This is a genomic window from Accumulibacter sp. (genome assembly GCF_029255285.1).
Taxonomy (GTDB): Bacteria; Pseudomonadota; Gammaproteobacteria; order Burkholderiales; family Rhodocyclaceae; genus Accumulibacter.
This window is the reverse complement of record NZ_JAPUVI010000073.1, coordinates 52,266-72,019: the sequence shown is the minus strand read 5'-3', so window position 1 is coordinate 72,019 and position 19,754 is coordinate 52,266. Positions and strand designations below refer to the sequence as shown.

At 62.7% G+C, this 19,754-nt stretch carries 16 protein-coding genes and 1 tRNA gene; 8 read left to right on the top strand and 9 right to left on the bottom strand.

Annotated elements, in window-relative coordinates; all coding sequences use genetic code 11:
- The first annotated feature begins 46 nt into the window (after positions 1-46).
- From Q1M07_RS08950 to Q1M07_RS08925, 6 genes are all read left to right on the top strand, one after another.
- The gene (locus Q1M07_RS08950; RefSeq protein ID WP_300453178.1) at positions 47-1,726 is read left to right on the top strand and encodes a long-chain-fatty-acid--CoA ligase; all 1,680 of its coding nucleotides are present in this window, start codon (positions 47-49) and stop codon (positions 1,724-1,726) included.
- Positions 1,727-1,750: 24 nt separating this feature from the next.
- Positions 1,751-3,433, top strand: a complete 1,683-nt coding sequence (locus Q1M07_RS08945; protein WP_300453138.1) for an alpha/beta fold hydrolase — start codon at positions 1,751-1,753, stop codon at positions 3,431-3,433.
- Positions 3,434-3,568: 135 nt separating this feature from the next.
- Positions 3,569-4,420 (top strand): poly(3-hydroxyalkanoate) depolymerase, encoded by an 852-nt coding sequence (phaZ, locus tag Q1M07_RS08940; RefSeq protein ID WP_300453136.1) that lies wholly within the window; start codon positions 3,569-3,571, stop codon positions 4,418-4,420.
- A gap of 118 nt (positions 4,421-4,538) precedes the next feature.
- Entirely contained in the window at positions 4,539-6,923 is a 2,385-nt protein-coding gene (locus Q1M07_RS08935; RefSeq protein WP_300453134.1) for a 3-hydroxyacyl-CoA dehydrogenase/enoyl-CoA hydratase family protein, read from the top strand.
- A gap of 38 nt (positions 6,924-6,961) precedes the next feature.
- Positions 6,962-8,158 carry an acetyl-CoA C-acyltransferase gene (locus Q1M07_RS08930; protein WP_300453132.1) on the top strand — a complete coding sequence of 399 codons (1,197 nt, stop codon included), beginning with the start codon at positions 6,962-6,964 and terminating at the stop codon, positions 8,156-8,158.
- A 219-nt stretch (positions 8,159-8,377) separates the two neighbouring features.
- A complete protein-coding gene (locus Q1M07_RS08925) occupies positions 8,378-10,462 on the top strand; it encodes a 3-hydroxyacyl-CoA dehydrogenase NAD-binding domain-containing protein (RefSeq protein WP_300453130.1) in 2,085 nt (694 codons plus the stop codon).
- A 14-nt stretch (positions 10,463-10,476) separates the two neighbouring features.
- Here Q1M07_RS08925 and Q1M07_RS08920 read toward each other — a convergent pair whose 3' ends face one another.
- The 8 genes from Q1M07_RS08920 to Q1M07_RS08885 all read right to left on the bottom strand — a co-directional run bounded on the left by Q1M07_RS08920 (position 10,477) and on the right by Q1M07_RS08885 (position 17,927).
- Positions 10,477-11,376 carry a MerR family transcriptional regulator gene (locus Q1M07_RS08920; protein ID WP_300453128.1) on the bottom strand — a complete coding sequence of 300 codons (900 nt, stop codon included), beginning with the start codon at positions 11,374-11,376 and terminating at the stop codon, positions 10,477-10,479.
- Between the two features lie 199 nt (positions 11,377-11,575).
- Positions 11,576-12,043, bottom strand: a complete 468-nt coding sequence (locus Q1M07_RS08915) for a nitrate reductase cytochrome c-type subunit (RefSeq protein WP_300453126.1) — start codon at positions 12,041-12,043, stop codon at positions 11,576-11,578.
- 26 nt (positions 12,044-12,069) lie between these two features.
- Positions 12,070-12,999, bottom strand: coding sequence for a quinol dehydrogenase ferredoxin subunit NapH (gene napH, locus Q1M07_RS08910; protein ID WP_300453124.1), 930 nt, complete (start codon positions 12,997-12,999; stop codon positions 12,070-12,072).
- Positions 12,996-13,952: a ferredoxin-type protein NapG gene (gene napG / locus Q1M07_RS08905; RefSeq protein WP_300453122.1), complete on the bottom strand. Its 957-nt coding sequence runs from the start codon at positions 13,950-13,952 to the stop codon at positions 12,996-12,998. Before napG ends, napH begins: the two co-directional genes overlap by 4 nt.
- A 95-nt stretch (positions 13,953-14,047) precedes the next feature.
- Positions 14,048-16,567 carry a nitrate reductase catalytic subunit NapA gene (gene napA / locus Q1M07_RS08900; protein WP_300453176.1) on the bottom strand — a complete coding sequence of 840 codons (2,520 nt, stop codon included), beginning with the start codon at positions 16,565-16,567 and terminating at the stop codon, positions 14,048-14,050.
- Between the two features lie 7 nt (positions 16,568-16,574).
- The gene (locus Q1M07_RS08895; protein ID WP_300453120.1) at positions 16,575-16,823 is read right to left on the bottom strand and encodes a chaperone NapD; all 249 of its coding nucleotides are present in this window, start codon (positions 16,821-16,823) and stop codon (positions 16,575-16,577) included.
- A gap of 530 nt (positions 16,824-17,353) precedes the next feature.
- Positions 17,354-17,710 (bottom strand): cell division protein ZapA, encoded by a 357-nt coding sequence (locus tag Q1M07_RS08890; RefSeq protein WP_300453118.1) that lies wholly within the window; start codon positions 17,708-17,710, stop codon positions 17,354-17,356.
- Between the two features lie 13 nt (positions 17,711-17,723).
- On the bottom strand, positions 17,724-17,927 hold the full coding sequence (locus Q1M07_RS08885; protein WP_300453116.1) for a hypothetical protein: 204 nt from the start codon (positions 17,925-17,927) through the stop codon (positions 17,724-17,726).
- A gap of 154 nt (positions 17,928-18,081) precedes the next feature.
- Between Q1M07_RS08885 and Q1M07_RS08880 the strand changes: the two genes are divergently transcribed.
- On the top strand, positions 18,082-19,041 hold the full coding sequence (locus tag Q1M07_RS08880) for a cation diffusion facilitator family transporter (RefSeq protein ID WP_300453114.1): 960 nt from the start codon (positions 18,082-18,084) through the stop codon (positions 19,039-19,041).
- Positions 19,042-19,206: 165 nt separating this feature from the next.
- Complete coding sequence (locus Q1M07_RS08875) at positions 19,207-19,704, top strand: D-aminoacyl-tRNA deacylase (RefSeq protein WP_300453175.1); 498 nt, start codon at positions 19,207-19,209, stop codon at positions 19,702-19,704.
- Here the strand turns inward: Q1M07_RS08875 and Q1M07_RS08870 are convergent.
- Positions 19,664-19,739: transfer RNA gene (locus Q1M07_RS08870), tRNA-Glu, on the bottom strand. The two genes, Q1M07_RS08875 and Q1M07_RS08870, sit on opposite strands and share 41 nt — an antisense overlap.
- Between the last annotated feature and the right edge of the window lie 15 nt (positions 19,740-19,754).

The following is a 19,754-nucleotide window of genomic DNA, read 5'->3' as shown; positions in this document are numbered from 1 at the left end:
TCGTGACGCGACAATCGAACCGGACGACACTGACGTGCTTGCACAGATGATGAAACAGCCGCTGATGATTTCCCGCCTGCTGATGCACGCGGAGAAGTACCACGGCGACGAAGAAGTCGTTACGCGGACAGTGGAAGGTCCGGTTCATCGTTACACTTACCGCGATCTCGCTCGGCGTGCGCGGCAGGCGGCCGAGGCATTGGTTACCATGAAGCTGGGTGGCGGCGCCTGTGTCGCCACACTCGCCTGGAATACCTATCGGCATCTGGAGCTTTACTACGCCATCCCCGGCGTCGGCTCGGTCTGTCACACCATCAACCCACGTCTGTTTCACGAGCAGATCGTCTTCATCATCAATCATGCCGAGGATGTGGCGCTGTTCTTCGACGCCACCTTCGCACCTTTGGTGGCTGAGCTTCGGCCGCGCTGCCCGACGGTGAAACACTGGATCGCGCTCGTCGAAGCCGACCGGATTCCCGAGCAGACGCCGTTTGCGCGTTCCTATGAGGCCCTGCTCGAGAGTCGCCCAGGCGTCTTCGCATGGCCTTCTTTCGACGAAAACACCGCCAGCCAGTTGTGTTACACGTCGGGTACGACCGGCCACCCCAAGGGAGTACTGTTCTCGCACCGCACGACCCTGCTGCATAGCCTGACCACGGCATTGCCGGACGCGCTGTCGATTTCGACGAGCGAAGTCGTGTGCCCGATCGTTCCCATGTTCCACGCCAACGGCTGGGGTCTTCCGTATACCTGCCCGATGGTCGGCGCCAAGCTGGTGCTGGCCGGCATGAATACGGACGGCGAGAGTCTGTACCGGCTCTTCGAGGCCGAGGGAGTGACCTTTGCCGGCGCTGTGCCCACGGTCTGGCAAGGACTGATCGACTACATGCAGGCGGGTGGGTTACGTTTGAGCAGCTTGCGGCGTTTTCTGGTCGGCGGTTCGGCTTGCCCCTTCTCCATCATCCGTACCCTGTCGCAGGACTACGGTGTCGAAGCGCTGCCTGGCTGGGGAATGACCGAGCTGAGCCCGGTCGGGACGCTGACCACGTTCAAGCGCAAGCACGCGACTTTGAGCGAGGAAGAGCGTCTGGCTTTCAGGACCAATCATGGCCGGCCGCTGTTTGGTATCGACCTGCGCCTGATCGGCCAGCACGGCGAGGAACTGGCTTGCGATGGAAAATCGGTCGGCGAACTGCAGGTGCGTGGACTGGCGGTTGTCGATACCTACTTCCGGGGCGACACGTCGGCCCTGGTCGACGGCTGGTTCCCGACCGGTGACATCGCAACGATCGACGGCGACGGTTATCTAAAGATCACCGATCGGTCGAAGGACATGATCAAGAGCGGTGGCGAGTGGATCAGTTCGATCGAACTGGAGAACATCGCGACGCTTCATCCAGCGGTGGCGATGGCGGCCGTCATCGGAGTGGCCAGTGCCAAGTGGGGTGAGCGGCCGCTGCTGCTCGCCGTACGGCGCGCCGGAAAGAGTGTGGACAAGGAAGAGCTTCTCGCCTGGTTCGAGGGCAAAGTGGCCAGGTGGTGGGTGCCGGACGATGTGCAATTCGTCGACAGTTTGCCGCTGACGGCCACCGGCAAGCTGTCGAAAGTCACTCTCAGGCAACGGTATCAGGATTATCAATTGCCCGCGCAGGGCGAAACGCACCGCAACGGATTGGGTCTTGCCTCAGGGCACGCTCGGACGGGTCGGACTCCAGGTGGTAATTAGAAACTTTACGGGAAGGGAAATACCATGAGTAAGGTTGCCAGGTCGGAAAAGGTCATGGAAGCGCAAATGGAAGACATCGGCTGGGTGCCACCGGTACTCGGCTTCGAAAGTCGGGATTTCAAGGAAACGCTGAAGGCGGTGCTGGGTGCACCGATTCGTGATCCGATCACGCTGTTCAAGCATCAGGCGTCGTTGATGGGCGAGATGTTCAAGGTTTTCACGGGCAAGTCGACGTTGGCACCCGATAAATCCGACCGTCGTTTCGCCGATCCCAGTTGGACCGAGAATCCAATCCATCGGCGGATGATGCAGGCTTATCTGGCCAATAGCAAATACTGGCAATCCGTGGTCGACGACCTCAAGGTCGACGAGATGGACCGCGAACGGGCCCGTTTCTTCGTCTCGCTGTTCGTCGATGCCTTTTCCCCGACCAATAGCTTGGCCAATCCGGCCGCCATGAAGCGCATGCTGGAGACCGGTGGCGGGAGCATCAAGAAGGGCATGACCAACATGCTGCACGATCTCGTCAATGAGGGCGGCATGCCGAGCATGGTCGACAAGACGGCTTTCAAGGTGGGCGAGAATCTGGCCACGACCGAGGGTGTGGTGGTGTTCCGCAACGATCTGGTGGAGTTGATTCAATACAAGCCACTGGCCGCGCAGGTGCACGAGCGCCCGTTCTTCATGATTCCGCCTCCGATCAACAAGTACTACATCATGGACATCAATCCCGAGAAAAGCATGGTGCGTTACCTGCTTCAACAGGGCAAACAAGTGTTCATCATCAGCTGGCGCAATCCCAGGCCGGAGCACGCCGACTGGGGATTCGACACCTATGCCGGCTCGGCTCGCGAAGCGCTGCTGGCTGCCCTCGAGATCACGGGTGCCAAAGACTGCAATCTCTGGGGTGGCTGCGCCGGCGGCATCATCGGTTCCGTGATGCTGGCGCAGATGGCGGCCCGCGGGGAGCGCCTGGTCAATTCGTTCACCTTGAACGTGACCATTCTTTACATGCCGAGCGATTCGGTGATGGGTATGATGGCCACCGAGGGGCTGCTCAAGAAGGCGCGCAAGCATACGGCCAAGAAGGGTGTCCTGGACGGCAAGGAAATGTCGCGCATGTTCGCCTGGTTGCGCCCCAACGATCTGGTGTGGAACTACTGGGTCAATAACTATCTGATGGGCAACAAGCCGCCAGCCTTCGATCTTCTCTACTGGAACTGCGACAACACCCGCTTGACCTCACGCTTCCACACGGAGTTGATGGACATCGTGGCCAACAAGTGGCTCGCTCATCCGGGCGAGTTCCAGGCCGGCGGCATTCCCGTCGATCTCAAGAAGGTCGATTGCGACCTCTTCGCGCTGGCTGGCGACACGGATCACATCACGCCTTGGAAGAGCTGCTACGAATCGTCGATGTTCTTCGGCGGCAAGTGCGAGTTCGTGCTCAGCAACAGTGGTCACATTCAGGCCATGATCAATCCGCCGGGCAACAAACGGTCGGTGTACTTCACCAACCCGGCACGCGTCGCCGATGCCGACACATGGCTGGCCGGCGCGACCCGGAATTCCGGTAGCTGGTGGGAAAGATGGATCGTCTGGCTGAACGACCGCTCGGGTAACCTCGTGGAGGCACCGAAGGCTCTCGGCAGCGCGGCTCACCGCCCGATGGATCCGGCGCCGGGCACCTATGTCTTAGAGCCCTGATCGTCGGACAGGGGGCGCCCGCCGTGGCAACACGGTCGGCGGGCGCCCAGGTCGACGCCGCGCGCTTCGAAAAGCGTCGAGCCAGCGCGACGATGCGGAGACGACACTACGCAGCACCTATGCAAGAGGCATAATATGAAATTCCAGATGATCGATGTGGGAAGACAGCGGATACGTGTTGCCGTCTGGCCCTCGGACAGAAGCGGCGGAACGCCGTTGCTGCTGATCAACGGTATTGGCGGCAACATCGAGTTGCTGCGACCTTTCGCCGAGCAGTTGGCGCCGACCGAGGTGATCGCTTTCGATGCCCCCGGGACGGGCGGCTCGAGCACACCGGTGCTGCCCTCCCGGATGTCCGGGCTGGCTAAACTGCTGGCCGAGGTGTTGTCCCGATTGGGTTACCGGCAGGTCGATGTGCTGGGCGTTTCGTGGGGCGGTGCCCTGGCCCAGCAATTCGCGCGCGACTTCCCGCAGCGTTGTCGGCGACTGATTCTCGCCGGAACATCGATCGGCATGTTCGCCGTGCCGGGCGACCCGCGAGCCTTGATCAAGCTCATGTGGCCGAGGCGGTTCGACGACATGGAGTCGATCGTCAAGAATGCGGATACGATTTACGGCGGAATCTTCCGCAAGAACCCCGGCTATGCCCGGCAGCACATGAGCGAGATCGTTCCGCCGCGTACCGCCGGTTATCTCGGCCAGATGTTTGCCATTTCGGGCTGGACCAGCGTCCACTGGTTTTCGCGCTTGAAGCAGCCGACGCTGATCATGGTCGGCAGCGACGACCCGCTGGTGCCGGCGATCAATGGCCGGATCATGAAGCTGTTGCGGCCCAGCGCCGAACTGGTGGTGCTGGATTGCGGCCACCTCTTTTTGGTCACGCAAAGCGAGCTGGTTGCGCCAATCGTGCGCGGATTTCTCGAACGGCAACGCCCCGTTGCCGCGCTTCCGGCGCTATGCTCCGAACCGCGTCCGCGCTTCAGGTGAGGCGCGATTTTCCGTAGTTTTGGCAGCGTTGGCCGGGTGCGGACGCCGGCCGACGCTTTTTTTGGTGAGTCTCTTTTTGTCGAAGCGGCGCGATACGCCGTTTTTTTGGAGGAGAAGCATGAGTTCTCAGAGTCTTGTTATTCGCCGGGCAGCGGTTCTCGGATCGGGCGTCATGGGCGCGCAGATCGCGGCGCATTTGGCCAATGCCGATATTCCGGTGATTCTGTTCGATCTGGCAGCCAAGGAAGGCGACCCGAATGGCATCGTCAGAAAAGCGGTTGAGGGGCTGAAGAAGTTGCAGCCCGCCCCGCTGGTCACCAGGGATCGTTTGGCAGCGATCGATGTCGGCAACTACGACCAGCATCTCGACCGTCTGCGGGATTGCGACCTCGTGATCGAGGCGATTTCGGAGAAGATCGAATGGAAAGTTGACCTCTATGCGAAGATCATTCCCTATCTGAAAGATCGGGCGATCGTTGCCTCGAATACCTCAGGCATCTCCATCAATCAGTTGTCGGAAGCTTTTCCGGCGGCGCGCCGGCCCTTGTTCTGCGGCGTGCACTTCTTCAACCCGCCGCGCTACATGCAGTTGGTCGAGGTCATTCCCTCGGCCACCACCGATGCGGCGATGCTCGACGCGCTCGAGTCCTGGCTGGTCAAGCGGATGGGCAAGGGCGTCGTGCGCGCCAAGGACACCCCGAGTTTTGTCGCCAATCGGGTCGGCTTGTTCTCCATTCTTGCCGTAATGCACCACACCGAGCAGTTCAAGCTCGGATTCGACGAAGTCGATGCGCTGACCGGGCCGCGGATCGGCCGCCCGAAGAGCGCTACCTATCGCACAGCCGATGTGATCGGGCTCGACACGCTGGCGCACGTCACCGATTCACAGCAGGAAACCCTGCCGGATGACCCCTGGCGCGAGTACTTCAAGGCGCCTGCCTGGCTGACGGCGCTGATGGCCAAGGGAGCTCTAGGACAGAAGGCGGGCGGCGGGATCTTCCGCAAGGCCGGTCGCGAGATTCAGGTGCTCGACCTGGGCTCCGGCGACTACCGCGCGTCTACCGGCGGTGTGGCGCCTGAGGTCGACCAGATTCTCAAGAACAGAAATGCGGCCGAGCGATTCGCCGCACTGCGTGCCAGCAGTCATCCGCAGGCGCAGTTCCTGTGGGCCATGTTCCGCGACGTCTTCCACTATTGCGCCTATCACCTGGCGGGCATTGCGGACAATGCCCGCGACGTCGATTTCGCGATGCGCTGGGGGTACGGCTGGGCGCAAGGCCCCTTCGAAATCTGGCAGACGGCGGGCTGGAAGGCCATCGCCGAGTACATCGCCGAGGACATTGCCGCCGGTAAGGCGATGTCCAAGGTTCCCTTGCCGGCCTGGGTTGCGGCGCGTGACGACGTGCACCGGGCCGAGGGTTCCTATTCGGCGGCCGAGGACGCGCTCAAGCCGCGGTCGACGCTGCCCGTTTATGCGCGCCAGCTTTTCCCCGACCTGATCGTCGGCGAGCGCCACGACCGTGGCGAGACGCTCGAGGAGGATGACAGCGTCCGCATTTGGCGCATGCCTAAGCTGGACTCGCGGATTGCCATTCTGTCGTTCAAGAGCAAGATGCACTCGCTGGGCAAAGGTGTCGTCGAAGGGATTTACCGTGCCGTGGCGCTGGCCGAAGCCGACTTCGACGGTCTGGTCATTGCGCATGAAGCGCCATTTGCCGTCGGTGCCAATCTGGTCGAAGTGATGCAACTGGTCAAGGCCGGGCAATGGGACGAGCTGGACAAAGTCGTCGCGCATTTCCAGGGGGCCACCAAAGCGCTTCGTTTCGCCCAGGTGCCGACCGTTGCCGCGGTGGATGGCATGGCTTTCGGCGGTGGTGCCGAAGTGGCGATGCACTGCGCGCATCGGGTGATGGCTCTGGAGACCTATATCGGTCTCGTCGAGGCTGGCGTCGGCCTGATTCCGGCCGGCGGTGGCTGCAAGGAACTGGCCCGTCGCGCTTCGGAAGCGGCGATGCGGCGTGGTCGACAGGATCCCTGGGAGGAAATCCAGAAGGCTTTCGGCTTCATCATTCGCGGCATGACTTCAAAGAACGCCATCGATGCCAAAGCAATGGGATTTGCTGCGGAGAGCGACACCGTCCTGTTCAATGCCCGCGAGCTTCCCTACGCCGCGATCCGCCAGGCTCGCGCCATGTTCGAAGGAGCTTATCGGCCGCCGCTGCCGGCGAAAGCGATCAAGGTCATCGGTCGTCCCGGCAATGCGACGCTGCACATGGATCTGGTCAACCTGCGCGAAGGCGGTTTCATGAGCGAGCACGACTACATCGTCTCCGAGGCTTCGGCCCTGGTTCTTTGCGGCGGTGACGTCGAGCCGGGTACGCTGGTGGACGAAGACTGGCTGCTCGATATCGAGCGCCGTCAGTTCGTCGAGCTGCTGAAGACCGAGAAGACGCAGCAGCGGATGACCTACATGCTCGAGAGCGGCAAGCCCTTGCGCAACTGAGCGGCACTGTTCAATCTGGATATTTGGAGAGTTTGAAGATGAGCAAACAGATTCAAGACGCCTACATCGTTGCCGCGGCGCGCCTGCCGATCGGGAGGCGCAATGGTTACTACAAGACGACGCGTCCGGACGACATGCTGGTCCACGCGATCAAGGCCGTCCTCGGTCAGGCCGAGGGACTCGATCCGGCACTGATCGACGACGTCGTCGCCGGCTGTGCTCTGCCCGAAGCGGAGCAGGGTCTCAACGTCGCCCGTATGGCGGTGATGATGGCCGGCCTGCCGCGCAGCGTGCCGGGTGTGCAGGTCAACCGCTTCTGCTCGTCCGGACTGCAGGCGGTCGCCATGGCGGCCGACCGTATCCGGCTGGGCGACGCCGACGTGATGATCGGCGCCGGGACGGAGACGATGAGCATGGTCACCATGCTCGGCAACAAGATCGTTCTCAACCCCGGCATCTTCGACGGCCAGGACAACCTTGGGATCGCTTTCGGCATGGGCATCACCGCCGAGAAGGTGGCCGAGCGCTGGCAGGTGTCGCGGGAAGACCAGGACGCTTTCGCCGCAGCCTCGAACAAGAAGGCCGTCGAGGCGATCCGTGCCGGAAAATTCAAGGACGAGACGACGCCGTTCACCGTGAAGACGCGCGTCCCCGATCCAGCGACCGGCACGGTCAAGGTCGTCGAACGTGTCGTCGTCGATGACGAAGGGCCGCGAGCCGACGCAACGGCCGAGAAACTGGCGCTGCTGAAGCCGGTATTTGCCGCCAAGGGATCGGTGACGGCCGGCAACAGCTCCCAGATGTCGGATGGCGCAGGTGCCGTTCTGATGGTGTCGGAAAAGATCCTGAAGCAGTTCAACCTGACGCCACTGGCTCGCTTCGTCAGCTATTCGGTACGCGGCGTGCAGCCAGAAGTGATGGGTATCGGCCCGATCGAAGCCATTCCGGATGCGCTCAAGAAAGCCGGTCTGCAGCAGTCCGACCTCGAATGGATCGAGCTCAACGAGGCCTTCGCGGCGCAATCGCTGGCCGTGATGCGGACTTGCGAGCTCGACCCGGCACGCGTCAACCCGTTGGGCGGGGCGATCGCCCTCGGCCATCCGCTCGGCGCGACCGGCGCGATCAAGACGGCGACGCTGGTGCATGCCCTGCGCCGCGAGAAGATGCGCTACGGTATGGTGACGATGTGCATCGGGCACGGCATGGGCGCCGCGGGAATTTTCGAAGCCCTGTAGTCGTGTCGCTTATTTCGCCGTCGGCGCGCCGGTAGGGCTTTCCCGAGGGAGGATCGAGTCCCTCGGGGACGGCGCCGAAAGAGCGGGGCATCGACATCGCGGTGTCGCCGCCAGCGCGCCAGGGAACCGATTACGGCGGGCGCTTGCCTGGCAAGACAAGCGCCCGTCTTCTTTTCATGAAGTCACGGGGCGTCCGCGCGCCCCAACGGAGTCTCAGACATGTCATCAGCCGTTGTGAAATACAGTCGGGAGGGGCCAGTCGCGTTGCTCACCGTCGATAACCCACCGGTCAACGCCCTCAGCCGGGAAGTGCGGGCGGGATTGCTTGCCGCCTTGGCGCGCGCCGAAGACGATGACGAAGTTGTCGCGACGCTCATCGTCTGCGCCGGCCGTACCTTCATCGCCGGCGCCGATGTCAGCGAATTCGAGCGGCCGCCGCAGGAACCGCATCTACCCGAGCTGACCCTGGCGATCGAGAATGCCAGCAAACCGGTGGTGAGCGCGCTGCACGGCACCGCCCTGGGTGGGGGGTTCGAGATTGCGCTGGCCAGTCATTACAGAATAGCCCTGCCGGCCACCAAAGTGGGCTTGCCCGAAGTCCGACTCGGGGTCATCCCCGGTGCCGGCGGAACCCAGCGACTGCCGCGCCTGATCGGCTTGCCGGAAGCCCTCCGGCTGATCCGGACTGGTGAGTCCATCACGGCCGAGCAGGCGCTGTCGATGGGCGCCATCGATGAAATCGTGCCGACCGGACTCACGGCGGCCGCTGTAGACGCGGCGATTCGCCTCGCCGGGCCGGGCTCCGTACTCCGGCGAACGGGTTTACTGCCGGTGGCCAGCACCGACCCGGCGGTTTTCGACGAAGCCCTGCGTCAGGCGAGTACGCAGCAGCGCCATCTGGAAGCTCCGCTGGCCGTCATCGAAGCGCTGCGGGCGGCGGCCACGATGCCTCTGGGGCCGGGTCTGCGGCGCGAGCGCGAGCTGTTTCTCGAGCGTCGCGCCTCACCGCAAGCGGCGGCCTTGCGCAACGCTTTTCTTGGCGAGCGCGAAGTGGCCAGAGTTCCCGGTTTGGCGCCGGGCACGCCGACACGCCCGATCCACCAGGTGGCCGTGCTCGGCGCCGGGACGATGGGGGGTGGCATTGCCATGTGTTTTGCCAACGCGGGCTTCGACGTCAACCTGTTCGAAGCCGACGCGCAGGCTCTCGAGCGCGGCGTGGCGACCATCCGCAAGAACTATGAAAGCAGCGTCGCGCGCGGCGGCTTGGCGGCGGACGAAATGCGGAGTCGCCTGAGCCGCATTCGCCCGACCTTGCAATGGCCGGATCTCGCCAACGCTGACCTGGTCGTCGAGGCGGTTTTCGAAGACCGCGAAGTCAAGCGGCAAGTGTTCGAAAAACTCGACGCCATCGCCAAGAAGGGCGCCATTCTGGCCAGCAACACGTCGTATCTCGACGTGGCCGAAATCGCCGAATTCACGCGCCGACCCGAAGATGTGGTCGGAATGCACTTCTTCAGTCCGGCGAACGTCATGCGCTTGCTCGAGAACGTGCGCACCGGCAAGACGGCCGACGACGTCATCGCGACGGTCATGAAACTCGGCAAGACGCTCGGCAAGGTCGCCGTCCTGGTCGGTGGTTGTGATGGTTTCGTCGGCAATCGCATGCTCGCGCAGCGCACGCGAGAGGCTTGGTTCTTGCTGGAAGAGGGGGCGCTGCCGCAGCAGGTCGACGCCGCACTGGTCAACTTCGGTTTTCCGATGGGACCCTTCGCCGTCTCGGACCTGGCGGGTCTCGACATCGGCTGGCGCAATCGCAAGTCGCGCGCCCATCTGCGGAAAGCCGGCGTGCGGGATTGCGATCTGCTCGATCAAGTCTGCGAACTGGGACGATTGGGACAGAAGACGGGAGCCGGATGGTACCGCTATGCGCCGGGTAGTCGCGCCCCACTTCCGGATCCGGCGATCGAAGAGTTGATCACGGCCCATTCGCGCGCTCGTGGTATTGCGCGTCGCGTCATCAGCGAGCAGGAGATTGTCGAGCGCTGCGTTTACTCGATGATCAACGAAGGGGCGAAAATCCTGGCCGAAGGTGTTGCCGCCCGGCCGATAGACGTCGACATGGTGTGGTTGCACGGCTATGGCTTTCCCGCCTGGCGCGGCGGACCCCTGTATTACGCCGATCAAATCGGACTGGCCAAGGTGCTCGACACCATCCGCCAGTATGCCGACCACTTTGGCGCCGATTTCTGGGCGCCGGCACCACGGCTTTGCGAACTGGTGGCGAGCGGCAAGACCTTCTATTGAAATCCGGTCACTCGTCAGTGGTCGGCTGGACGCCTGCCTCGCCAGGTAGCCAACGCGGCGAGTGCGGCCGGCAAACTGGCCAGCAGGATGGCTCCGGTGGCTTGGGTGGCACGCTGGGCACCCGCCCCACCGGCCCACAATTCGACCGTGGCGGGCAGGAACTGGCGGAGCCGCTTGATCAGCGGCCCCACCCGTCGCGCGGGAAAAGCCGCCGAAAACGACAGTGCGACGATGTCCGCCTGATAGGCCCTGGCCGCCATCTGTATGTCGAACAGCGGCGTTTGGGTGCCCAGGGAAATGCAGTCGGCGCCCTCAAGGGCCAGCACGACCTCGGCCGTCAAAAGTCCCAGCGCATGTTGCTCGTCCGGCACGGTAGTCAGCAGGATGCGCGGCCTGCCGCCCCCCGGCGGCAGGTTGCCGATGGCTTGGCGCAAGAGTGAGGTCAACTGCTCCGTATAGAGATGCTCCTCGAAGACGGCAAATTCGCCGTTCATCCATGCTTCGCCAACTGCCTGGTTGAGTGGCACGACGAGGTCGATGACGAAGCTTTGCAAGCCCTGTCGCATCATGGCGTGGTTGAGTGTCTGGCGCAGCGCTCCGATGTCGTTGGCTTTCACCAGATCGATCGTGCGCCGGATCAGACTTTCTCCAGGATGCGGTTCGCCCGTCACGCCGGCCGAGGCGGAGCGGCACAGGGCGGCAAGCTCTTGCTCGCTGGCGGCAAACAGCCGCCCGGGGCGGTGGCCGCGATCGATCAGCTGCTTCACCAGGCGCAGTCGCTCGACCTGTTCGGCAGGATAGATTCGCTCGCCATGGTCGTCCCGATCGGGTCGGGGGAAGCCGTAGCGACGTTCCCAGACGCGCAGAGTGTCTTTACGGAGACCCGTATCGCGCTCGACGCTGCCGATGGGCATTGCTGGCCGGGTCCTCATGTCGTCCCAGGCAATATCCCGGCGGCGGCGGAACAATCGCCGAGCGCCAGCTGCCGCCGACCGAGGGGACGTTTTTGCGCGTCAGAAATACGGCCGGCCGGCGCATCGCCAAGCGATGCCAGAACCCGGCGGTGCGGATGCGGCGGCTGGCCGCTCGGCGTTGCCGACAAGACCACCCGCTTCAGTTCTTTCTGACCGGCTTCTTGACCGCGTCACCCTTGAAGGTATTGTCCACCAGCGGCGGCGCGTCGATCTGCGGCACGTGACACTGAACACAGTTGTAGCGGCCGCCGGCGACCTCGGCATGCTTCTTGCCGTCGCGATCGACGAAGTGACTGACGCCCACTTGTGGCGCTTTTTTCTTTTGATAGGTGGCCGCCGAGTGGCAATCCATGCACTGATTGCCCTCGAGGTTGATCTCGTCGAAGTTTTCCACGGCATGTGGGATGATCGGCGGCTGGGTGCTGAAGGTGCGTGCTACCGGCGCCTCGGTGCCGGGGCGTCGGCCGGCGTAGGACTTGACTTCGGGCGCTTGGTCCGGCGCCGCGACATCGCTGCCGCGCATCGAACTGGTCCCATCGGCAGCCATGGCCAGCGACGTCAGAAAGGCCGCCACGACGGCGACGCTAACTCTCAGTGAAATTCTCATGATTGGCGCTCCCTCCGCGTCAAAGGTCATTGCAATGGTTCTCGGGGATTTCCGTGGGCGTGTGGCGAAGCTCGCGGATCGGCCTGCGCACCGTTTTCCGGTGGATTGTCGAAGCGCAGCCCGAAAGTGAAAACGTCTTTCGAACAGATATCGATGCAGCGCCCACAGTTGGTGCAGTTGGCCGCCAGAATGACCGGGCCGATACCCTCGATCGCTCCCTTCAAGGCCGGGCGAATGACCTGCGGTTCCGGACAGATCGCGAAGCAGTCCAGGCAATCGTTGCAAGCGGCGCGCCCGGAAGCGGTGATACGTAGCGGGCTCCAGCGACCGAGCAGGCTGTAGAAGGCGCCAACCGGGCAGAGATGGCCGCACCAGCCACGGCTCATGACTACCAGGTCGAAAACAAAGACGGCCAGCACGACGGTCCACGCGGCGCCGAAACCGAAGAGGAGTCCGCGCTGCAACATGGAGACCGGGTTGACCAGTTCCCAGGCGATCGTCCCAGTCAGACCTGCCAGCAGCAGTGTCATGGCCAACACCCCGTAACGACTGGCGCGCGAGATGTGGGCACTGCCCCGGATGGCGAGCCGTTCCCGCAGCCAGCCGGCGAGGTCGGTGATCGGGTTGACCGGACAGACCCACGCGCAATAGACACGACCGCCGACGAGTAGATAGAAAACGAAGACGACCAGCGCGCCCAACAAACCCTGCGCTTCGGGTAAATGCCCGGCGAGAAGCGACTGCAGCAGCACGTACGGGTCGGTCAGGGGTAGAGTGTCGAGTGTCAGACTGTAGGCGAGGTTACCCTTGACAACCCAGACGGAAGCCAGCGGACCCAGCAGAAAGAGCGCGAGAATGCTGAGTTGGCTGCAGCGTCTGGCCAGCAACCACTTGTGCGCCGCCAACCAGCCCTTGGTGGCAACGGCGTCGGCGCCCGCGCGTTGGCGGAGACTCATCGTGCGGCCTCGCCAGGTAGGCGACGGATCGATCGATCCGGCGGTAACGACAGGCTGTTGCCTGACATGGACGGCCCACCCAAGCCCGGTGGCAGACTCGGCATGGCCGGACCGGCTGCGGCTGCCGGCTGCTTGTCGCCGCCCGGATCGAAATGGCCCTCTAGTTTCATGCCTTCCGGCAAGCGGTCGGGCAGATCGACCAGCCCCCTGTCCTCGACCAACGAATGGCCGCCGGCTCTCGCCTTCTCCTCCCAACCGAGACGGTAGTGTTCGCCCAGCGAGCCCCTCACGAGCTTCGCCGGGAGTACGCGGATCGAAGCCTCGTCCGTGACACAGGCACTCTCGCATTTGCCACAACCGGTGCAGTGTTCGGAGTGCACAGTCGGGATGAACATGGTATGGCGCCCGGTGCGCGTGTTGGGCCGCAGTTCAAGCGTGATGGCCTGGTCGATTGCCGGGCAGACCCGGTAGCAGACGTCGCAACGAAGGCCGAGAAAGTTAAGGCAGGTTTCCTGGTCGGAAAGTACCGCCAAGCCCATCCTGGCGTCGTTGATGTCGGTCAGGCCGTGGTCGAGCGCACCGGTCGGGCAAGCCCGGACGCAAGGGAGATCCTCGCACATTTCGCAAGGTCCCCCACGCGCCGTGAAGTAGGGTGTGCCAGTGGCCACCAGCGACTCGGGTCTGGCCAGTGCGAGGATCTGATACGGACAATCGCGCACACACATGCCGCAGCGAATGCAGGCGCCAAGAAATTCGTCTTCGCGACGCGCGCCCGGCGGACGGATCGCCATTGGCGGTCGAGCCTTCGACTGCTTGGCGTACGCCGCCAGCCCAAGTCCGACGATACTGACACCACAAATCAAGCGTGCCGAATCCACGAAAAACTGCCGGCGTGCCGGTGCCCTCGCGGCGCGGGCAGGTGCTTGGCTGGCTTTGCTGTTCTCGCTGGGCATCGTGAAGTGGTCGGCACGGGATTGTTCAGTCCGGGCGGCCGCTTGACCGCCCCTCGGGTAGGTACGGCCCTAGACTGACCGCTTTCCCTGACTCGTCAGGCCTTTACCACCTTGCAGGAACACTTCTTGAAGTCGGTCTCTTTGGAGATCGGGCAGGTGGCGTCAAGCGTCAGTTTGTTGACCAGGCGGTGTTCGTCGAAGAAGGGAACGAAAACCAAGCCGACCGGCGGCTTGTTGCGGCCGCGTGTTTCGGCGCGCAGTTGGATCTCCCCACGCCGGCTGATGACCTTGACCACATCACCGCGCTGCACTCCACGTTTCTTGGCGTCTTCGGGGTGTATGTAGATCCACGAATCGGGCATCGCCTTGTACAGTTCTGGGACTCGTCGTGTCATCGAGCCGGTATGCCAGTGCTCGAGAACGCGCCCGGTGCACAACCAGAGGTCATACTCCTTGTCGGGCATTTCGGCGGCCGGCTGGTAGGGCAGGGCAAAGACCACCGCCTTGCCGTCGGGATGACCATAGAACCTGACTCCTTCCCCTTTCTTGACGTAGGGATCGTAGCCCTCGCGAAAGCGCCACAAGGTTTCCTTGCCGTCGACGACCGGCCAGCGCAAGCCGCGTGCCTTGTGATAGGTGTCGAAATCCGCCAGATCGTGGGCATGGCCTCGACCGAAAGCGGCGTACTCCTCGAACAGGCCCTTTTGCAGATAGAAGCCGACCGCCTTCGACTCGTCATTGTCGAAACCCTTGTAGGTCTGGCTGAGCGGGAACTTGTTGACCTGGCCATTGGCGTAGAGCACGTCGTACAAGGTCTTGCCTTTGTACTCCGGATTCTTGTCAAGCAGGGCCGCCGGCCACACCTCGTCGGTCTTGAAACGCTTCGAAAACTCGACGTACTGCCAGAGGTCGGATTTCGCCTGTCCCGGCGCCCGGACCTGTTGGCGCCAGAACTGGGTGCGTCGCTCGGCATTGCCGAAAGCGCCTTCTTTCTCCATCCACATCGCCGACGGCAGGATCAGGTCCGCCGACATCGCCGAAACCGTCGGATAGGCGTCGGAAACCACGATGAAATTGTCGGGGTTACGCCAGCCGGGGAAGATCTCGCCATTGACGTTCGGTCCGGCTTGCATGTTGTTGGTCGTCGTCGTCCAGTAGAAATTGATTTTGCCGTCCTTGAGCAGGCGGCTTTGCGCCACCGCGTGCGCACCGATCCAATCGGGCAGTGTGCCGGCGGGCAGTTTCCACAACTTCTCGGTCACTTCACGGTGCTTGGGATTGGTCACCAGCATGTCGGCCGGCAGGCGGTGCGCGAAGGTGCCGACTTCGCGCGCCGTGCCGCAGGCCGAGGGCTGGCCGGTCAACGAAAACGGGCTGTTGCCGGGTTCCGATATCTTGCCGACCAGAAGATGCACGTTGTAGATCATGTTATTGACCCACGTACCGCGCGTGTGCTGGTTGAAGCCCATGGTCCAGAACGACGTGACCTTGATCTTCGGGTCGGCGTAGGCCTTGGCCAGCGCTTCGAGCCGGTCTTTCGGCACGCCGGAAATTTCGTGCGCCTTGTCGAGCGTGTATTCCGCAACGAACGCCTTGAACTCGTCGAAAGTCATCGCGCTCGCGGCCGCCGGATTGCCCTTTGTCTTGCCGTCTTCGCCAGGATAGCCGTTGTTCATCGCCACTTTTTCCAGCGGATGATCGGCCCGCAGGCCGTAGCCGATGTCGGTGACTCCCTTCTTGAAGCTGACGTTACGGGCAACGAACTCCTGATTCACTGCGTTGTTCTGGATGATGTAGTTGCAAAGGTAGTTGAGGATCGCCAGATCGCTCTGTGGCTTGAAGATCAACTCGCTGTCGGCGAGTTCGGTCGACCGGTGGCTGAAGGTCGAGAGAACATGGATCTTGACGTTCTTGCCGGTCAGGCGACGGTCGGTGATTCGCGACCACAGGATGGGATGCATTTCGGCCATGTTCGACCCCCACAACACGAAAGCGTCGGCGTGTTCGATGTCGTCGTAGCACCCCATCGGCTCATCGATGCCGAAAGTCCGCATGAATCCAGCGACGGCAGAAGCCATGCAGTGACGGGCATTCGGGTCGAGGTTGTTGGTCAGCAGCCCGGCCTTCATCAGTTTGGCGGCCGCGTAGCCTTCCCAGATCGTCCATTGACCCGATCCGAACATGGCGACGTTGCGCGGCCCCCCCTTCTTGAGCGCCGCCTTGCACTTGTCGGCCATGATGTCGAAAGCCTGCTCCCAAGAGATCGGTGCGAACTCGCCGTTCTTGTCGAAGCGACCGTCCTTCATGCGCAGCAGAGGCGTTGTCAGGCGATCTTTGCCATACTGAATCTTCGACAGGAAGTAGCCCTTGATACAGTTGAGGCCCCGATTGACCGGCGCGTCGGGGTCTCCCTGCGTGGCTACGATGCGACCATCCTTGGTGCCGACCAGCACCCCGCAGCCCGTGCCGCAGTAGCGGCAGGCGCCCTTGTCCCAGCGCACGCCGTCGCCCTTGCCCGGGACGGTCTGGGCGAGAACGGGGAGACTGATGCCGGCGACACTGGCCGCCGCGGCAAGCGCGTTGCTCTTGATAAAGTCACGACGTGTCAAGGCCAATTTCATCTCATGCTTCCTCATCAGGATCGGGTTCGAACTGGTGGTACACCATGGACGCCGAGAGGACGCCCGGCTGCTGGTTGATCTGAGCGAAGATGTCCGCCACGGCTTGAGCCGAGTCGGCCTCGATGGTCACGATCATCCGGCCATCCTCGGTTGTGGCGTGAACTTCGACGCCGCCGAAGCATGCGAGGGCCGCGAGAACCTGCGGCAGCGCCGCGGGCCGCGCATTGACCAATACGCTGGACAGATTCATGAACCGAGATGCTCCTGCGCAAAGGCCAATCGACCAGCGTGCCGCGACCATCCGCTGCAACCATGGCGGGCCTCTATCAGACGCTTACTCTATGCCTCTTGGAGGTGCTTTTTCTTGATACAAATCAAGCCAAAACCAATGCGCTACGGGGATTCTCGGCAAGCGCCCCTGGCGGCAAAGCGCAGGCAGCGTAAAGACGTTGTCGGCTCGACTAAGCGGCCGTTGCGACGAGCGCCGCTGTTTCGGATGGCCAGTTGCGGGTCCATCCAGGCAAAAAAAAAACGCGGAACCGAAGTTCCGCGCCATTTCTTGCATCTTGTCCCCGCGAGTGCCGTCAGGCCGGCATCCTGAACCTCGATTCAGTTGGGTCACTCTCCTTCCGCATCAGGTATACCCGACATTAGGGGCACACACAACAGCAGTTTCGATGGTCGGCGACCGATGCCAATTAGCATTGGTCCAAGGAATCTATGACCTTAACAAACACCGCAGGGAACTCTCTCGGAGACAGGGAAAGGACAAGCTTGCTACTATGATTCACCGTCCTCACTGCCCGGCTGCGGCCCCAAGGCCGCCTCCAACTCTGCCTCCATGGAAGAAATTCTACGCCGAACGCCGTCGATGTCCAGGGCTATTTCAGATTCAATTTTCTGATGCGGTGCGGGAATTTCCTGATGCTGGTGGAGGTGCTCGTGGGCGATGTTCAGGGCTGCCATGACGGCAATCCGCTCGTTGAGATTGCTCTTAGTCTTCTCGGCAATGTCGCGCATCTTGCCATCTACGTAGGCTGCCGCGTCGAGCAGCGCGGCTCGTTCCTCAGGCGGGCAAGCGACACGGTATCCCTTGCCAAGCAAGGTGATGTCGAGAAAACGGGCTTCATTGGGCATCGGGTGAGCGTCTTCAGGCCCTGGCTTCGGGCAGTTGCTGGGCAAGTTCTTCGAGTCGGGCGGAAGCGGCGGCCATGCGTTCGGCGAGGCGCGCCCGGTCGGCCTCGGCGGTCGCGAGTTGCGCTCGCAGTGCGTCATTCTCGGTGCGCAGAGTGTGGCAGAGCGAAACGACTTGCGCGATCCGACTCTCGAGCGCGTCGAGTTCATTAGTAAGCATGGGGCGGACTATAGATTCAAGAAGCTTGTTCGGTCAAGGCGTAAGCGGGGCTTGTTGGCAACGGACGGAGCGTCCGGCTCTCCGCAAGCGAACCGTTCGTTGTCGAGGCCACTTGAAGCGAGGGCGTCGCGATCTGGGTTAAAATTTCAGGACGATGAACGCTGATCACGATCACGGCGACCACCCCCGCCACGAGCATGGGCCGCATGGCGGCCACGCCCACCATCACCCTGCGGATTCGGGGCCTCGCCTCGTCTGGGCGTTGTTGCTGACGCTCGGTTTTGCCGCCGTCGAGGCGGCCACGGGTATCTTGTCGGGCTCGCTGGCACTCCTCGGAGATGCCGGGCACATGGTGACCGACAGCGCTTCTCTCGCCCTCGCCGCGTTCGCTGCCTGGCTTGCGCGGCGCCCGCCGACAGAGCGTCACACTTATGGCTATGGCCGTGTCGAAACGCTGGCCGCCCTGGCCAACGTCTTGTTCATGGTGGTAGTCGTGGTCGGCATTTCGGTCGCCGCGGTGCTTCGCATTTTCGAGCCGGCAACGGTCAATGGCGAGGCGGTCACCTTAGTCGCCGCTCTTGGGCTGCTCCTCAACATCGGTGTCGCCTGGTTGCTGATGCACGGCGAGCAATCGATGAATACACGCGGCGCCCTGCTTCACGTTCTGGGCGACCTCCTCGGTTCGGTGGCGGCACTCGTCTCCGGCGCGGTGGTCATGTGGACCGGTTGGATGACGGTAGACCCCCTGCTTTCGCTCCTCATCTGCGTACTGATGCTGGCTTCCAGCTTGCGCCTTCTGCGTGAGGTTCTGCAGGCGCTGATGGAGGGTGTCCCGATCAGCCTGTCGAGCGAGCAGGTCGGTCGACTGCTGGCGAGCATTCCAGGCGTCGCTTCGGTGCACGATCTGCATATCTGGACCCTGTCGTCGAACCGGGTGGCGCTCTCAGCTCATCTCGTCGTCGACTCGCTGCAAGCTTGGCCGGCGGTGCTTGCTGCCAGTCGACACGCGCTCGCCGAGCGGCGAATCACGCACGTGACACTGCAGCCGGAGCCCTTGACCAACAACGTTCACTGGCTGCCGTATCCGGACGACCGCCGCCGCGACTTGAAGTGAAGCAGGCCAGCGAGGTATCGAGCAAGGATCACGGCGCGGGCGGGTCTTGTGTATGCCCTTCTAGGGCCGTTGCCGGGCAGAACTGTCGATGCTCGGCGTGGGATCGGCGGGCAAACCGGGTGCCGGCGAGCCTCGCTGGCGCGAGCGGCTAGCACACTCGATACCATGCGGGTTGTGGTGCAGCGCGTCGCCTCGGCGCGAGTCGAAGTTGACGGCTTGATCACCGCTGTCATCGGGTCTGGCTTACTGGTTCTGGTCGGATTCGAAGCGAACGACGCCGATGCCGATCTCGCGTGGATGTCGGCCAAGCTTGCCAGGCTCAGGATCTTCTCCGACCCGACGGGTCGGATGAATCACAGCCTCATCGAGACTCACGAGGTAAGGCGCGTCGCCCTGGAAGAAGAAGTCACGCGCCGCTCACAGATCGAGGCAGAGGCAGAAAAAGTGCGCGGGCTGACCGAGGCGCAGGTAACGAGAATCCTTCGCGCGCTGGCCGAGGACGTAGAGACCATCGATCGCGATCGGCTGAAGGATTTCGTCCGCGGCCTGCTCGAGAAGGTGGAAATCGACCTTGACGCGTCGACATTCCGGATATCCTACCGGCTCAGCGCCGGGGATAGAGTGGCGTCCCCACGGGGATTCGAACCCCGGTACCTACCGTGAAAGGGTAGTGTCCTAGGCCTCTAGACGATGGGGACCCGGACCTTCTTTCG

Bases quoted from the DNA above. Each gene is read 5' to 3' on its own strand.
- Q1M07_RS08890 (WP_300453118.1), bottom strand. From the start codon at position 17,710: ATGCCCAATGAAGCCCGTTTTCTCGACATCACCTTGCTTGGCAAGGGA.
- Q1M07_RS08880 (WP_300453114.1), top strand. From the start codon at position 18,082: ATGAACGCTGATCACGATCACGGCGACCACCCCCGCCACGAGCATGGG.
- Q1M07_RS08875 (WP_300453175.1), top strand. From the start codon at position 19,207: ATGCGGGTTGTGGTGCAGCGCGTCGCCTCGGCGCGAGTCGAAGTTGAC.
- Q1M07_RS08945 (WP_300453138.1), top strand. From the start codon at position 1,751: ATGAGTAAGGTTGCCAGGTCGGAAAAGGTCATGGAAGCGCAAATGGAA.
- Q1M07_RS08950 (WP_300453178.1), top strand. From the start codon at position 47: ATGATGAAACAGCCGCTGATGATTTCCCGCCTGCTGATGCACGCGGAG.
- phaZ (WP_300453136.1), top strand. From the start codon at position 3,569: ATGAAATTCCAGATGATCGATGTGGGAAGACAGCGGATACGTGTTGCC.
- Q1M07_RS08935 (WP_300453134.1), top strand. From the start codon at position 4,539: ATGAGTTCTCAGAGTCTTGTTATTCGCCGGGCAGCGGTTCTCGGATCG.
- Q1M07_RS08885 (WP_300453116.1), bottom strand. From the start codon at position 17,927: ATGCTTACTAATGAACTCGACGCGCTCGAGAGTCGGATCGCGCAAGTC.
- Q1M07_RS08915 (WP_300453126.1), bottom strand. From the start codon at position 12,043: ATGAGAATTTCACTGAGAGTTAGCGTCGCCGTCGTGGCGGCCTTTCTG.
- Q1M07_RS08920 (WP_300453128.1), bottom strand. From the start codon at position 11,376: ATGCCCATCGGCAGCGTCGAGCGCGATACGGGTCTCCGTAAAGACACT.
- napG (WP_300453122.1), bottom strand. From the start codon at position 13,952: ATGCCCAGCGAGAACAGCAAAGCCAGCCAAGCACCTGCCCGCGCCGCG.
- Q1M07_RS08930 (WP_300453132.1), top strand. From the start codon at position 6,962: ATGAGCAAACAGATTCAAGACGCCTACATCGTTGCCGCGGCGCGCCTG.
- Q1M07_RS08925 (WP_300453130.1), top strand. From the start codon at position 8,378: ATGTCATCAGCCGTTGTGAAATACAGTCGGGAGGGGCCAGTCGCGTTG.
- napH (WP_300453124.1), bottom strand. From the start codon at position 12,999: ATGAGTCTCCGCCAACGCGCGGGCGCCGACGCCGTTGCCACCAAGGGC.
- Q1M07_RS08895 (WP_300453120.1), bottom strand. From the start codon at position 16,823: ATGAATCTGTCCAGCGTATTGGTCAATGCGCGGCCCGCGGCGCTGCCG.